Origin of the sequence: Pseudomonas paraeruginosa (assembly GCF_003025345.2) — a bacterium.
GTDB lineage: Bacteria > Pseudomonadota > Gammaproteobacteria > Pseudomonadales > Pseudomonadaceae > Pseudomonas > Pseudomonas paraeruginosa.
The window spans coordinates 2,541,310-2,554,448 of sequence record NZ_CP020560.1 but is presented as its reverse complement, the minus strand read 5'-3'; the positions used below and the strand labels follow the sequence as shown (position 1 = coordinate 2,554,448).

The 13,139-nt window shown below is 68.2% G+C and carries 13 protein-coding genes; 4 read left to right on the top strand and 9 right to left on the bottom strand.

The genetic code is table 11. The annotated features are described in order from the left end of the window. Nucleotides 1-64 precede the first annotated feature (64 nt). The 6 genes from B7D75_RS12410 to B7D75_RS12385 form a co-directional block, all read right to left on the bottom strand. Nucleotides 65-1,192 (bottom strand): acyl-CoA dehydrogenase family protein, encoded by a 1,128-nt coding sequence (locus tag B7D75_RS12410; protein ID WP_053817123.1) that lies wholly within the window; start codon nt 1,190-1,192, stop codon nt 65-67. A 28-nt stretch (nt 1,193-1,220) separates the two neighbouring features. Continuing rightward, nucleotides 1,221-2,411: an acetyl-CoA C-acyltransferase gene (locus B7D75_RS12405; protein WP_058174218.1), complete on the bottom strand. Its 1,191-nt coding sequence runs from the start codon at nt 2,409-2,411 to the stop codon at nt 1,221-1,223. A gap of 16 nt (nt 2,412-2,427) precedes the next feature. Further along, on the bottom strand, nt 2,428-3,195 hold the full coding sequence (locus B7D75_RS12400) for a 3-hydroxyacyl-CoA dehydrogenase (RefSeq protein WP_012075518.1): 768 nt from the start codon (nt 3,193-3,195) through the stop codon (nt 2,428-2,430). Between the two features lie 18 nt (nt 3,196-3,213). Next, nucleotides 3,214-4,881: an acyl-CoA synthetase gene (locus B7D75_RS12395; RefSeq protein WP_003155000.1), complete on the bottom strand. Its 1,668-nt coding sequence runs from the start codon at nt 4,879-4,881 to the stop codon at nt 3,214-3,216. Between the two features lie 204 nt (nt 4,882-5,085). Next, nucleotides 5,086-6,147, bottom strand: a complete 1,062-nt coding sequence (locus B7D75_RS12390; protein WP_107114052.1) for an AraC family transcriptional regulator — start codon at nt 6,145-6,147, stop codon at nt 5,086-5,088. Nucleotides 6,148-6,225: 78 nt separating this feature from the next. Beyond that, nucleotides 6,226-7,911 (bottom strand): AMP-binding protein, encoded by a 1,686-nt coding sequence (locus tag B7D75_RS12385; protein ID WP_034080466.1) that lies wholly within the window; start codon nt 7,909-7,911, stop codon nt 6,226-6,228. A gap of 222 nt (nt 7,912-8,133) precedes the next feature. On the opposite strand from B7D75_RS12385, the gene B7D75_RS12380 reads away from it, so the two are divergent. Both B7D75_RS12380 and B7D75_RS30005 read left to right on the top strand, forming a co-directional pair. After that, entirely contained in the window at nt 8,134-8,826 is a 693-nt protein-coding gene (locus B7D75_RS12380) for an MgtC/SapB family protein (protein ID WP_012075514.1), read from the top strand. Between the two features lie 133 nt (nt 8,827-8,959). Continuing rightward, nucleotides 8,960-9,106 (top strand): PSPA7_2676 family Cys-rich small protein, encoded by a 147-nt coding sequence (locus tag B7D75_RS30005; RefSeq protein WP_012075513.1) that lies wholly within the window; start codon nt 8,960-8,962, stop codon nt 9,104-9,106. Between the two features lie 39 nt (nt 9,107-9,145). On the opposite strand, the gene B7D75_RS12375 is transcribed toward B7D75_RS30005, so the two are convergent. Then, nucleotides 9,146-9,688, bottom strand: a complete 543-nt coding sequence (locus B7D75_RS12375) for a DUF4946 domain-containing protein (protein WP_107114051.1) — start codon at nt 9,686-9,688, stop codon at nt 9,146-9,148. 317 nt (nt 9,689-10,005) lie between these two features. Between B7D75_RS12375 and srfA the strand changes: the two genes are divergently transcribed. Then, nucleotides 10,006-10,236 (top strand): stress response facilitator SrfA, encoded by a 231-nt coding sequence (gene srfA / locus B7D75_RS12370; protein WP_003150659.1) that lies wholly within the window; start codon nt 10,006-10,008, stop codon nt 10,234-10,236. 73 nt (nt 10,237-10,309) lie between these two features. Here the strand turns inward: srfA and plzR are convergent, their stop codons facing one another. Next, nucleotides 10,310-10,597, bottom strand: coding sequence for a type 4 pili assembly inhibitor PlzR (gene plzR / locus B7D75_RS12365; RefSeq protein WP_034080469.1), 288 nt, complete (start codon nt 10,595-10,597; stop codon nt 10,310-10,312). Nucleotides 10,598-10,765: 168 nt separating this feature from the next. Between plzR and ctpH the strand changes: the two genes are divergently transcribed. Beyond that, complete coding sequence (ctpH, locus tag B7D75_RS12360; protein WP_074197426.1) at nt 10,766-12,472, top strand: methyl-accepting chemotaxis protein CtpH; 1,707 nt, start codon at nt 10,766-10,768, stop codon at nt 12,470-12,472. Between the two features lie 124 nt (nt 12,473-12,596). On the opposite strand, the gene B7D75_RS12355 is transcribed toward ctpH, so the two are convergent. Continuing rightward, complete coding sequence (locus tag B7D75_RS12355; RefSeq protein WP_034080471.1) at nt 12,597-13,130, bottom strand: anti-virulence regulator CigR family protein; 534 nt, start codon at nt 13,128-13,130, stop codon at nt 12,597-12,599. Nucleotides 13,131-13,139: the final 9 nt, after the last annotated feature.

The following is a 13,139-nucleotide window of genomic DNA, read 5'->3' as shown; positions in this document are numbered from 1 at the left end:
GAGGGAGAAGGCGCGCCGTCGGGCCTGGGCGTACGTCGGCCGCGGAATTGGCGGATGGTCGCCCCTATAGGCTGCGCGCGATCACCAGGCGCTGCACGTCGCTGGTGCCCTCGTAGATCTGGCAGACCCGCACGTCCCGATAGATGCGTTCCACCGGGAAGTCCTTGAGATAGCCGTAGCCGCCGAGGGTCTGGATCGCCGCGGAGCAGACCTCCTCGGCCATCTCCGAGGCGAACAGCTTGGCCATCGAGGCTTCGGTCAGGCACGGCAGGCCGGCTTCGCGCAGGCTGGCGGCGTGGTGGACCATCTGCCGCGCCACGGCGATACGGGTGGCCATGTCGGCGAGGCGGAAGGCCACTGCCTGGTGTTCGATGATCGGCTTGCCGAAGGTTTCCCGCTCATGGGCGTAGTCGCGCGCCGCCTCGAACGCCGCGCGCGCCATGCCGACCGCCTGGGCGGCGATGCCGATGCGGCCGCCTTCGAGGTTGGCCAGGGCGATGCGATAGCCCTCGCCCTCCTCGCCCAGGCGCAGCGAAGCCGGGATGCGCAGGTCGTTGAAAGCCAACTGGCAGGTGTCCGAGGCGTGCTGGCCGAGCTTGTCCTCGACCCGCACCACCTCGTAGCCAGGCGTATCGGTGGGCACGATGAACGCGCTGATGCCACGTTTCCCCGCCTCGGGATCGGTGACCGCGAAGACGATCACCATCCCCGCGTGGCTGCCGGAAGTGATGAACTGCTTGGCGCCGTTCAGCACATAGTGGTCGCCGTCGCGGCGCGCGCGGGTCTTCAGGAAGCTGGCATCGGAACCGGCCTGCGGCTCGGTCAGGGCGAAGGCACCGAGCATCGACCCCGTGGCCAACGGACGGAGGAAGCGCTCCTTCTGCTCGGCGCTGCCGAACTTGTGGATCGGCATGCAGCCCACCGAGTTGTGCACGCTCATGATGGTCGAGCAGGCGCCATCGCCGGCGGCGATCTCTTCCAGGGCCATGGCGTAGGCCAGGTGTCCGGTCTGCGCGCCGCCCCACTCCTCCGGCACCAGCATGCCAAGGAAACCGAGGTCGGCCATCTCGCGGATCACCTCGGCCGGGAAGCGATGCTCGCGGTCCCAGTCGGCGGCGAACGGCTTCAGCCGCTCCTGGGCGAACTGTCGCGCCATGTCGCGGATCTGGACTTCTTCTTCACGGGGAATCATCGCGGGCTCCTCTTCATCAACGCATTCATCAGCGCAGGCGCTCGACGGCGAGCGCGGTAGCCTCGCCGCCGCCAATGCAGACCGCTGCGACACCACGGTCGAGGTCGTGCTGCTGCAGGGCGTTGAGCAGGGTCACGACGATCCGCGCACCGGACGCGCCGATCGGATGGCCCAGGGCACAGGCGCCGCCGTGCACGTTGAGGCGCTCGTGGGAGAGGTCGAGATCGCGCATCGCCGCCATGCCGACCACGGCGAAAGCTTCGTTGATCTCGAACAGGTCGACCTCGCCCAGCGACCAGCCGGTGCGCTGCATCAGGCGCTTCACCGCGCCGACCGGCGCGGTGGGGAACAGGTTCGGCGCGTCGGCGAAGGAGGCATGGCCGCGGATCGCCGCCAAGGGCGCCAGGCCACGCCGCTCGGCTTCGGAAAGCCGCATCAGGACCAGCGCGGCGGCGCCGTCGGAAATCGAGCTGGAGTTGGCCGCGGTCACCGTGCCGCCCTCGCGGAACGCCGGCTTCAGAGTCGGGATCTTGTCCAGCCGGGCCTTCGGCGGCTGCTCGTCGCTGTCCACCAGGCGCTCGGTCTTGCCGGCGGCGACCGTCAGCGGCACGATCTCGGCCTGGAAGCGACCCTCCTGCATGGCCTTCTGCGCGCGGGTCAGCGAGGCCACGGCGAACTCGTCCTGCGCCTCGCGGGTGAAGCCGTAGGCCTCGGCGCAATCCTCGGCGAAGGTACCCATCAGGCGGCCCTTGTCGTAGGCGTCCTCGAGGCCGTCGAGGAACATGTGGTCGAGCACCCTGCCATGGCCCATGCGGTAGCCGCTGCGCGCGCGCTCCAGCAGGTAGGGGGCGCTGGACATGCTTTCCATGCCGCCGGCCAGCGCCACCCGCGCGCTGCCGGCGAGCAGCGCATCGTGGGTGAGCATCAGCGCCTTCATGCCGGAGCCGCACATCTTGTTCAGCGTCGAACACGGTGTGCCGCGCGCCAGCCCGGCACCGAGCACCGCCTGGCGCGCCGGCGCCTGGCCCTGGCCGGCGGCGAGCACGCAGCCGAGCACGGCCTCGTCCACCTCGTCGGCCTGCAGCCGCGCACGCTCCACCGCGGCGCGTACCGCGGCGGCGCCGAGGGTCGCGGCGCTCACCTCCTTGAAGTCGCCGAGGAAACCACCCATGGGAGTGCGGGCGGCGCTGACGATGACGATCGGGTCTTCGCGGTTCATGTTCTGTTCCTCCTGCTTAGCGGGCAGCCATGCGGATGGCGCCGTCGAGGCGAATCACTTCGCCGTTGAGCATGCTGTTCTCGATGATCTGCCGGACCAGCGCGGCGTATTCGTCCGGGCGTCCCAAGCGTGGCGGGAACGGCACGCTGGCGCCGAGGGAGTCGCGCACCTCCTGAGGCATGCCGGCCATCATCGGCGTCTCGAAGATGCCCGGGGCGATGGTCATCACGCGGATGCCGAAGCGCGCCAGCTCGCGGGCGATCGGCAGGGTCATGCCGACCACCCCGCTCTTCGAGGCGGAATAGGCCGCCTGGCCGATCTGCCCATCGAACGCCGCCACCGAGGCGGTATTGACGATCACCCCGCGCTCGCCGCCCTCGTCCGGCTGGCCCTGGGACATGGCCTCGGCGGCCAGGCGGAGCATGTTGAAACTGCCCACCAGGTTGATGTCGATGACCCGGCGGAAACTCTCCAGGGCGTGTATGCCGTTGCGCCCGAGGACCTTCTCGGCCGGCGCCACCCCGGCGCAGTTGGCCAGGCCGTGCAGGCCGCCGAACGCCTCCAGGGCGGTGGCCACGGCCTGACGGCCGTCGGCCTCGCTGGCGATGTCGGCCCTGACGAAGCGCGCCTGGGCGCCAAGCTCGGCGGCCCTGGCCGCGCCGGCCTCGGCGTTGATGTCGGCCAGCACCACCTTGCCGCCCTGCTCCACCAGCATCTTCGCGGTGGCGGCGCCGAGGCCGGAGCTGCCGCCGGTAACCAGGAACACTCGATTTTCGATACGCACGTCGTTTCTCCTGCTGAATCAGTTCGCGGCGGCCGCCAGGGGCGCCGCCTCGCGTTGCCGGGCGATCTCCTGGTTGCGCAGGAGAAAACGCTGGATCTTGCCGCTGGGGGTCTTCGGCAGCTCCTCGAGGAACTCGATCTCCCGCGGGTAGGCGTGGGCCGACAGGCGTTGGCGCACGTATCGCTGTAGTTCGTCCGCCAGCTCCGGCGTCGGCCGGTGGCCGGCGCAGAGCACGACGAAGGCCTTGACCAGTTCGGTGCGCTCCGGATCGGGTTTGCCGATCACCGCCGCCTCCATCACCGCCGGGTGCTCGATCAGCGCGCTCTCCACGTCGAACGGGCCGACCCGGTAGCCGGAGGTGGTGATGACGTCGTCGGCGCGGCCGACGAAGCTGATGCTGCCGTCCTCGTTGAGTTCGACGGTATCGCCGCTCAGGTAGTAGTCGCCGACGAAGGCAGCGGTCTCCAGCCCCTGGTAGCCGGGGAACCACATCAGCGGCGAACGCCGCCGGTCGAGGGCGAGGATGCCCGGCTGGCCGGGCGGCAGTTCGTTGAGCGCGTCGTCCAGCACCACCACCCGATGGCCGGGACAGGCGAAACCGGCGGCACCGATCCGTACCGGGTGCGCCAGGGCGTGGTGGTTGCACAGCACCATACCCAGCTCGGTCTGCCCGTAGTGATCGTGGATGGTGCTGCCGAGCCGCTCGGCGAACCAGCGGATCACCTCCGGCGTCAACGGTTCGCCAGCGCTGCTGACCGCGCGCAGGCGCCCCTTCAGCGCAGCTTCCGCGGCCGCGCCGGCAGCCATCAGCAGGCGATAGGCGGTGGGCGATCCGGCGAGGTTGGTGATGCCGTAGTCACGGATGATCCGGCAAGTGCTTTCCACGCTGAACGGGCCTTCGTAGAAAGTGGTCGGGTGGCCCATGGCGAGGGGACCGGTGACCGCGTAGTAGAGGCCATAGGCCCAGCCGGGGTCGGCAAGGTTCCAGAAGGCGTCCTCCGGGCGCAGGTCCACCGCCTCGCGCAGGTAGCCGACGAATGCGAGGATCGCCTTCAGCGGCACCGGCACCGGTTTGGCCAGGCCGGTAGTGCCGGAGGTGAACATCATCAGGAACGGATCCTCGCCGCTGCGCGGGACCGGCTCGAATTCGGCCGGATAGCGCTCCAGCTCGGCCCAGAAGCTGAAATCGCCGCGACGAATGCCCTGCCCCTTCGGTCCGCCGACGGTGACGGCCAGAGGCGGATCGGCGAGTTCATCGAGCTTGTCGCGGTTGGCCGCGTCGGTGACCAGCACCTTGCTGCCGGCGGTCGCCACGCGGTGTTCGATGGCCTTCGGGCCGAAGGCGGTGAACAGCGGCTGGTACACCGCGCCCAGGCGCCAGGCGCCGAGGATGGTGACCAGCAGCTCGGGTGTGCGCGGCAACAGGCCGGCGACGCAATCGCCCGGGCGTACGCCCTGGGCCTGGAGGAAATTGGCGAAACGCCCGGAGAGCGCTTTCAGCTCGCTGAAGGTGTAGCTGGCGCGACTGCCATCCTTGCCCTCCCAGAACAACGCGATCCGTCCCGGCAGGGCATGCCGGTCGCAGCACTCGACGCAGGCGTTGAGCGCCTGAAGCGTGCCGGAAAGCGTGGCGGCGGCGGTCCGCTGCAGATCGAACCCGGCGGCGGTGGTGGCGTAGTCGCGCATTGCAAGGACTCCTCGGCTTGTTTTTGTACGGAGCAAGCGGAATCTTCCCGCCGGGGCCGGCAGGGGGCAATGTCGAAAGGCTTCAATCTGCCTGAGCGGTTTGGACAGTCGAGGGCCGCCGGGACGCGCCGAACGGGCTGCGCCATGCCCGGGATAGCGCAATCGGCGGGTGGGCTGAGCGTTGCGGACAGCAGGCCGGGCGGATCAGTTTTGTCCCTGGGGCGAGCGTCCTCCGTCCACCGGCATCTGCGCACGGTACTGGCCGGGTGTAGAGCCGGTCCATTTCTTGAACGCCTTGTGGAACGCGCTGCCATCGGCGAAGCCCAGCTCCAGCGCCAGTTCGGCGAAGTTCGCCGCGCCGGCGTCCAGCCGCGCGATGGCCAGGTCGCGGCGGACCTGGTCCTTCAGCGCCTGGTAGCTCTGCCCTTCCAGGGACAGCTTGCGGCGCAGGGTCGAGGAGGCCATGAAGAAGTGTCCGGCCAATGCCTCCAGGTCCGGCCAGCGCTCCGGCCGCAGGCTGCGCAGGTAGGCCTTGACGCGCGCCGCCAGGCTCTGCGGATCGCGGTAGCGGACCAGGATGTTGGCCGGCGCGCCGAGCAGGAAGCGCCGCAGCTCCCGGCTGTCGCGACGGATCGGCAGGGCCAGGCAGTCGGCATTGAACAGCAGGCGGCTGACGGGACGGGAGAAGCGCAGGTTGTCGCTGAACATCACCCGGTAGTCCTCGATGTAGTCCGGCTGCGGGCAACGCAGGTCGACGGCGAGGATCGGGATGCGCCGGCCGACCAGCCAGCAGGCCAGGCCATGGGTGATCATCCACAGGGTGAAATAGGCCAGCGCCCGGCCATGTCGCCCGGGCGCCTCGTCGACGACGATTTCCGCCAGACCGCCGCGACGCTGCAGGCGCGGCTGGAGATCGTCGAACTGCAGGCAGAGGAAGCGCAGGATACCGCTCAGCGCCGGTTCCAGGGTCGGCTCGTGGATCGCGCAGCGGCTCATGAAGGCGAAGCTGCCGCTTTTCAGGCGCCGCGAGTCCATGCCGAAGAACTCGTCGTCCATCCGCCGGGCGAGATCCAGCCAGAGCCGCGAGTAGGCCTGGGAGGTGACCCGTGCGTAGGGTTTGCCGAGCACTTCCGGCTCGATGCCGGCGGCTTCCAGGATCTCGCGCTCGGCGCCGCCGCGCCGTCGCCATTCCACCAGCGCCTCGCCGACCAGGCGCACCGAGATGGTGCCCTTGGCCGTGGTCCGCTCCTGCCCGTCGTTCTTCACCCGTCTCTCTCGCCTAGCCGCGCGCCACTCGCCACCTTAGCGCAGGAGCGCGGCGACGCTCCATCCCTCTGCCGACCCTCAGCGGCGGTGAGGCAGCAGGCGAACCTCCTCGATGCTGACCTCGCGCATGCGGAACTTCTGGATCTTGCCGGTGACGGTCATGGGGAATTCGTCGACGAACTTGAAATGCCGCGGGACCTTGAAATGAGCGATGCGCTCCTTGCAGAAAGCGCGCAGTTGCTCGTCATCGGCGCGGTGCCCCGGATGCAGCTTGATCCAGGCGACGATCTCTTCGCCGTAGCGCTCGTCGGGGATGCCGATCACCTGGACGTCCGCCACCGCCGGGTGGGTGAAGAAGAACTCCTCCAGCTCGCGCGGATAGATGTTCTCGCCGCCGCGGATGATCATGTCCTTGCTGCGCCCGACGATGCGCACATAACCGTCGTCGTCCATCAGCGCCAGGTCGCCGGTGTGCATCCAGCGCGCCGGGTCGATGGCCTCGGCGGTGGCCTGGGGGTCGTTCCAGTAGCCGAGCATCACGCTGTAGCCACGGGTGCACAGCTCGCCGATCTCGCCGCGCGGCACCACCCTGCCTTGCTGGTCGACGATCTTGCTCTCCAGCCTCGGCTGGGTCCGTCCGACAGTGGTCACGCGCAGCTCCAGGCCATCGTCCGGCCCGGTCTGCAGCGACACCGGGCTGGTCTCGGTCATGCCGTAGGCGATCTGCACCTCGGCCATGTGCATCTCGTCGATGACCCGCCGCATCACCTCGATCGGACAGGTCGCGCCGGCCATGATCCCGGTGCGCAGGCTGGAGAGATCGAACTCGCCGCGGCGCGGGTGATCCAGCTCGGCGATGAACATGGTCGGCACCCCGTACAACGCGGTGGCCCTCTCCTCGGCCACCGCCAGCAGGGTCGCCTCGGCGTCGAAGCTGGGCGCCGGGTAGATCATCGTCGAGCCATGGGTGACGCAGCCGAGGTTGCCCATCACCATGCCGAAGCAGTGGTACAGCGGCACCGGGATCACCAGGCGGTCTTGCGCACCAAGGCCGAGGCTCTCGCCGACCAGGTAACCGTTGTTGAGGATGTTGTAGTGGCTGAGCGTGGCGCCCTTGGGGAAGCCTGTGGTGCCGGAGGTGTACTGGATGTTGATCGGCTCGTCGAACTGCAACGACGCCTGGCGCTGGCGCAGTTCCTCCGCGCCCACCGCCTCGGCCAGCCCTGGCAAGCCCTGCCAGTGCAGGAAACCCGCCGGCGCGCGCTCGGCCAGGCTGACCACGCCGCGCAGCTCCGGCAGGCGCTCGCTGGCCAGCTCGCCCGGACGCCCCTCGGCGAGTTCCGGCAGCAGCTCGCCGAGCATCGCGTGGTAGTCGCTGGTCTTGAAGGCGTCCGCGCAGACCAGCCAGCTGCAACCGGACTGCTTGAGCGCGTATTCCAGTTCGCTGCTGCGGTATGCCGGGTTGATGTTCACCAGCACCGCGCCGACCTTGGCGCTGGCGAACTGGGTGATGCACCACTCGGCGCAGTTCGGCGCCCAGATTCCCAGACGCTCGCCGGGGCGCAGGCCGAGGGCGATGAAGGCGCGGGCGTAGGTGTCGACCCGCTCCGCCAACTGCCGCCAGCTGTAGCGCAGCCCCTGGTGCCGCACCACCAGCGCCTCGCGCTCGGCATGCCGCGCGGCAGCGGTGTCGAAGGCGTCGCCGACGGTCATCGCCAGCAAGGCGACGTCCTGGCGACCCGAGGTATAGCTCGGCTGATTCATGGCTTTCCCTTGTTGTGGTTGTTCTGGGAATGTCGCTGAACCGTCGTCCCTCGCCGCAAGGACGCGACGACGGACACCGGTCCGCCGGTATCGGTGAAGTCGAAGTGCATGTTTACGTTAACGTAAAGGTAAACGCAAGCGGCGAGCCGCATGTGCCGGCCCTCGCCTGCGGCGACTGCTGGCAAAGGGTACAATGGGCGGTTTTCCTGCCAGGAGCACAGCATGACCCCGGATATCGCCATCGGCCTGGTGACGGCTCTCTGCCTCGGCGCGCTGGTCGGCCTCGAGCGGCAATGGCGGCAGCGTTCCTCGGGCATGGCCACCCACGCGATGGTCGCGCTCGGCGCCGCGAGCTTCTCGATCCTGCCGCTGCTGCTCGACAACGAGGTCAGCGTGACCCGCATGGCGGCCCAGGTGGTCAGCGGCATCGGCTTCCTCGGCGCCGGCGTGATCATGCGCGACGGCCTCAGCGTGCGCGGCCTGAGTACCGCTGCGAGCATCTGGAGCACCGGTGCGATCGGCGTCCTGGCGGGCAGCGGGTTCATCCTGGCGGCCTGCCTGACCACCGCCCTGATCGTCATCGCCAACCTGTTCCTCCCCGCCCTCGGCCGCGTGGTGGAGCGCCACACCTCGGGCGAGGCCGAGCAGGAGCGCTTCTACCAGATCAGCGTGTCCTGCGAGGCGCGCAACGAAGCCCTGGTGCGCATGCAACTGCTGCAACGCATGGGCGACAACCGCCTGAACCTGCAGAGCCTGGAAAGCCACGCGCTGAAAGGCAGCGGCAACGTGGAGGTGAACGCGGTGGTGTTCACCCTGCACAAGGAGGACTCGCTGGTGGAGCAGATGGTCGGCGAGTTGTGCCTGGCCCCCCAGGTCACCGCAGCCAGCTGGGTGATGAATCCCGCCGCCGAATAGCCGGTGAATTTAGGTTGCCCATTCTAGAGGCTTCGCCGCAGGCTGCCCGCATCTCCACACAAGAACAAGCCGGAGTGAACCATGCCGCCACTGCCTGTTCTGTGGACGGGGCCGCGCCCCGCCGGGAGGATTCATGCGCTTGCGTTGCTTCTTGCGAGGTTGCCGCTGGGACCCAGGCAGCCTGGTCACGGTAGGCCCCGATCTGATGCTGCGCCAACGTTGCCGGCGTTGCGGCGCCCATCGCTATCTCAGCGTCCAGGCACCGCCCGAGGAAGCCTGAGCGGCGCCGGCCGCGCCCTGGAGACGGCCGGCTGGCGCCTCAGCGCAGGACCAGGCTGGCCCGGGTGCGCAGGTAGCTTTGCCGGTAGACCACGCTGTTGGCCGGGCTGGCGGTATACACGAGGGAATACATGGCCCGCTGCCCCAGGGCCATCGCCACGATCTGGGTCAGCAGGACCTCGCTGCCCTGGCTGATCCGGCAATGGGTCTCCAGCGACGCCAGGCCGCCGAGATTGGAGCGGATCGGCGTGGTGCAGCGCGAGCCGAGTCCGGCCTTGCGGTAGCCCGACTGGACGACGTCGAAGACGCTCTGGAACTGGCCGTCGATTTCCACCGACTCCTCCTCCAGCATCTTCAGGCTGAGCAGTTCGATGCTCGCTTCCTTTTCGCCGCCCGGGCCGACCTTCGTCGCCAGTTGGCGCGAGCCGAGCTGGTCGGCCTCGGCGGCTTCCAGCGGGATGCTCTCGGTGATCACCTGCCAGCCGGCCGGCCACTCGACTTCCGGCTGATAGCCACTGCTGGCGCACCCCGCCACGAGTCCCGCCACAATCGCCAGCGCCAAGCCGGACGCCCTGTTTCTCATAGCCTTTCCTTACTCGCAAACCCTGTCGGGAGAGATGAAGTCAACACCCGTTGCCATGCCGCCGCCGCGCCTCCTGGTGCCCGACCGCCGCCTTTCCAGCTTACCGGAGAGAACGGACGCGCCAACACGCAAGCCTGAACAAGCTAGCCGACTTGGCGAGGAACGCACAAATTTCATCGGCAGCCGATCAAGGTTGGGACGCTTGTACCACTCGCGAAGACAGGCAATCTGTCAGATTTTTTTGAATTTTTGCCGACGGACAAAGTCTGTTCAGCGCAGTGTTTTTCCGAGAACCACCCGGCCCGCAAGGAGAACCCATGGCTGAATCCCAGGACAAATACACCCGGCGCACAGGCAGGACCTGGGCCGACGACCAGGCAACCTACAACCGCCTGCGCGAAGAAGCCGATGCCGCACGCCAGAAACTGCGCGAAAGTGGCTACAGCGGCGCCGAATACGACCAGCTGCGCCAGGCCGCCTTCGACCTCAACCGCAAGGCCAACCAGTACTGGGAACAGATGCTCAGCGATCTGCGCCAGGAAGACTGACTCCCGTCACGCCGAGAGACTGCCGCTCTCGGCCCGCAACGCTCCCGTCCCGACTGCCTGTCCCTCGCCCCGCTCACTCGGGCGCCTCCGGATATTCCACTTCGTCCAGCAGGCGGAAACCGACCTTGTCGGCATCCAGCGCGCCGAGCAGCTCGATCTGCCGGTCGATATCCTGGTTGATGCTGGCCAACTGGCCGATGAAGGTGCTGGCCGCCTGGCGCGTACCGGGATCCGAACTGCGCGACAGCTCGAAGCCCAGCTGGGTCAGCGCGGCGGCCAGGTGCGCGAGATTGCGCACGCTCAGCGAGTGCAGCTGGCGGGAAACGGCTGGTTCATCCTGAACGGTGGGGGGGACATCCATGAGTCAGTTCCTTCGACTGGCACAGTGTGACACGCATCACAGAGACTAACCGAACACCCGCCGAACATCCATGCCAGCTATATCCCTTCGTCGGCTCTGGCCCGGCCTCCGCATCGTCCTCAAGTTGTCAGATCCGCTGTCGATACTCTGCGAGCCGGAACACGCGCCATGCCCGCCTCGCCGGGCCACAGGGACGTCCTCGGCTGCCCCGTCGCAGCCTGCGTGCCGGCCCAACCTGGCAATCCATCGAGGCGTTCCATGCTGCAACAATCCCTACGTGCACAAATTCTTGTCCTGCTCGGCGGCAGCCTGGCGGCACTGCTGCTCATCGCCCTGGCCTGCTTCGGCTCGCTGACCGGAGACGTGCGCGCCTATCGCGACCTGCTCGGCGGCCCGGTGCAGGCGGCACAACTGATCGACGAAGCCAACCTGCAGTTCCGTGGCCAGGTCCAGGAATGGAAGAACGTCCTGCTGCGCGGGCGGCAGGCGGAGGCCCAGGCGAAATACTGGAACCAGTTCGAAACCCAGGAGCGGGCGGTACAGGACATTCTCGGCCGGCTCGGCAACCTTGCCGAAGGCGAGCTGAAGACCCAGGTCGAACGCCTGCGAGAAGAACATCGGCAGCTCGGCGTCGCCTACCGCCAGGGCCGACAGCGCTTCCTCGCAGCCGGCGCCGACCCCGTCGCCGGCGACCAGGCGGTGACCGGCATCGACCGCGCCACCACCGCGCAGATGCAGGCCCTGCGCGACGAGTTGCACCAGGCCAGTGATCGGCAATCCACTGCCATCAGCGCCGAAGCCCGGAACACCGTGCTGCTCGGCAGCCTGGTGCTGGTCGGCGCCAGCCTCGCCGTGGCCCTGCTCAGCCTGTGGCTGGTCAACCGCAACCTGGTCCGTCCGGTGCAACGCCTGATCGAACATATCGCCCAGCTCAGCCACGGCGACTTCGGCGAGCGCATCGAGATCCAGCGCCGGGATGAACTCGGCAAGCTGGCCCTGGCCGCCAACACCCTGCGCGACTTCCTGGTGGACATCTTCGACCGGCTGCGCCGCAGCACCCGCGAACTGGACAGTGCCAGCGGCTCGCTGAACGCGATCGCCAGCCTGATGGCGGCCGGCACCCGCGAACAGTTCAGCCGCACCGACCAGGTCGCCACGGCGATGCAGGAAATGTCCGCCACCGCCCAGGAAGTCGCACGCTATGCCGGCGACGCGGCCAGGGCCGCCGACGAGGCGGACGATTCCGCCCAGCGCGGCGAGGACGTGATGGAAGAAACGATCCGCAGCATCGACGAGATGCGCAGGGAAATCGACCGCACGGTGGAAGTGATCCGCCAACTGGAAAGCGACAGCGGCCGGATCGGCAAGGTCCTCGACGTGATCCGCGGCATCGCCGAACAGACCAACCTGCTGGCCCTCAATGCGGCCATCGAAGCCGCCCGCGCCGGCGAGGCCGGACGTGGCTTCGCGGTGGTCGCCGACGAGGTGCGCACGCTGGCGCAGCGCACCGCCGAATCGATCGCCGAGATCCACCAGATCATCGATACCGTGCAGAACGGCGCGGTGAATGCCGCGCGCGCCATCGAGAGCGGCCAGTCGCGCAGCGAGGCCGGCGCCGAACAGGTCGCCAACGCCGGCGCGATGCTGCGCCGGATCACCACCTCGGTGGAGTCGATCCGCGACATGAACCGCCAGATTGCCACCGCCGCCGAGGAACAGACCGCAGTGGCCGAGGACATTTCCCGCAACCTCACGGAAATCGCTTCGATCGCCTCCAGCAACCAGGAACAGGTGGAGCAGACCGAAGCCGCCAGCCGCGACCTCCACGGCCTCTCCGCGCAACTGGGCGATGCCCTGCAACGCCTGCGCGCCTGACCAGAAGCAAGGAAAAGGTTTCCACGATGCAGGGCGGACAACCGCGACGCGGCTATCCGCCATTTCAGCGCAAATCCCGGCGGATAGCGCCCGTGGCGCCATCCGCCCTGCGCAGCGAAGGCTCTCAGTCGAGGACGTTGTCCAGCACTTCGTAGATCAGCCCGGTCGCGACCGCCACCAGGAGCAGATCGGTACCGGCCTGCATCCACTCGTAGCCGTCATAGTGCGGCAGCCGGCCCAGCAGGCGGCCGTCGAGTTTCTTGGCGATGCCGGGCGGCAGCGGCTTGCCGCGCGCCAGGTTCTTCTGGATTCCCGGCGGCAGCGCCGGCCCCGGGCTCCAGTAGCCGCGGTTGTCGCCGAGGATCACCCGCACGCCGCCGACGTCGATGCGCGGTCCCGAGCTCCAGTCGCCGCCACCGTTGCCTTTCTGTCCGGAGTTGCCTTTCTGCCCGGCGTTGCCGCCGCCCTTGTTGCCGGGCCCGCCATGGTTGTCATTCCCACCCTGGTTGCCTTTGTTGCCCTTGTTACCCTTTCCTCCGTCCATCTGGTTGCCGTGCGGATTGCCTTTGCCATTGCCCGGGTCGGCCAGGGCGGCAGGCGTGCCACCGATCAGGGACAGGCTCACGACCAGCGCGAGCACAGAACGAGTGTTGAACATGATTATGTT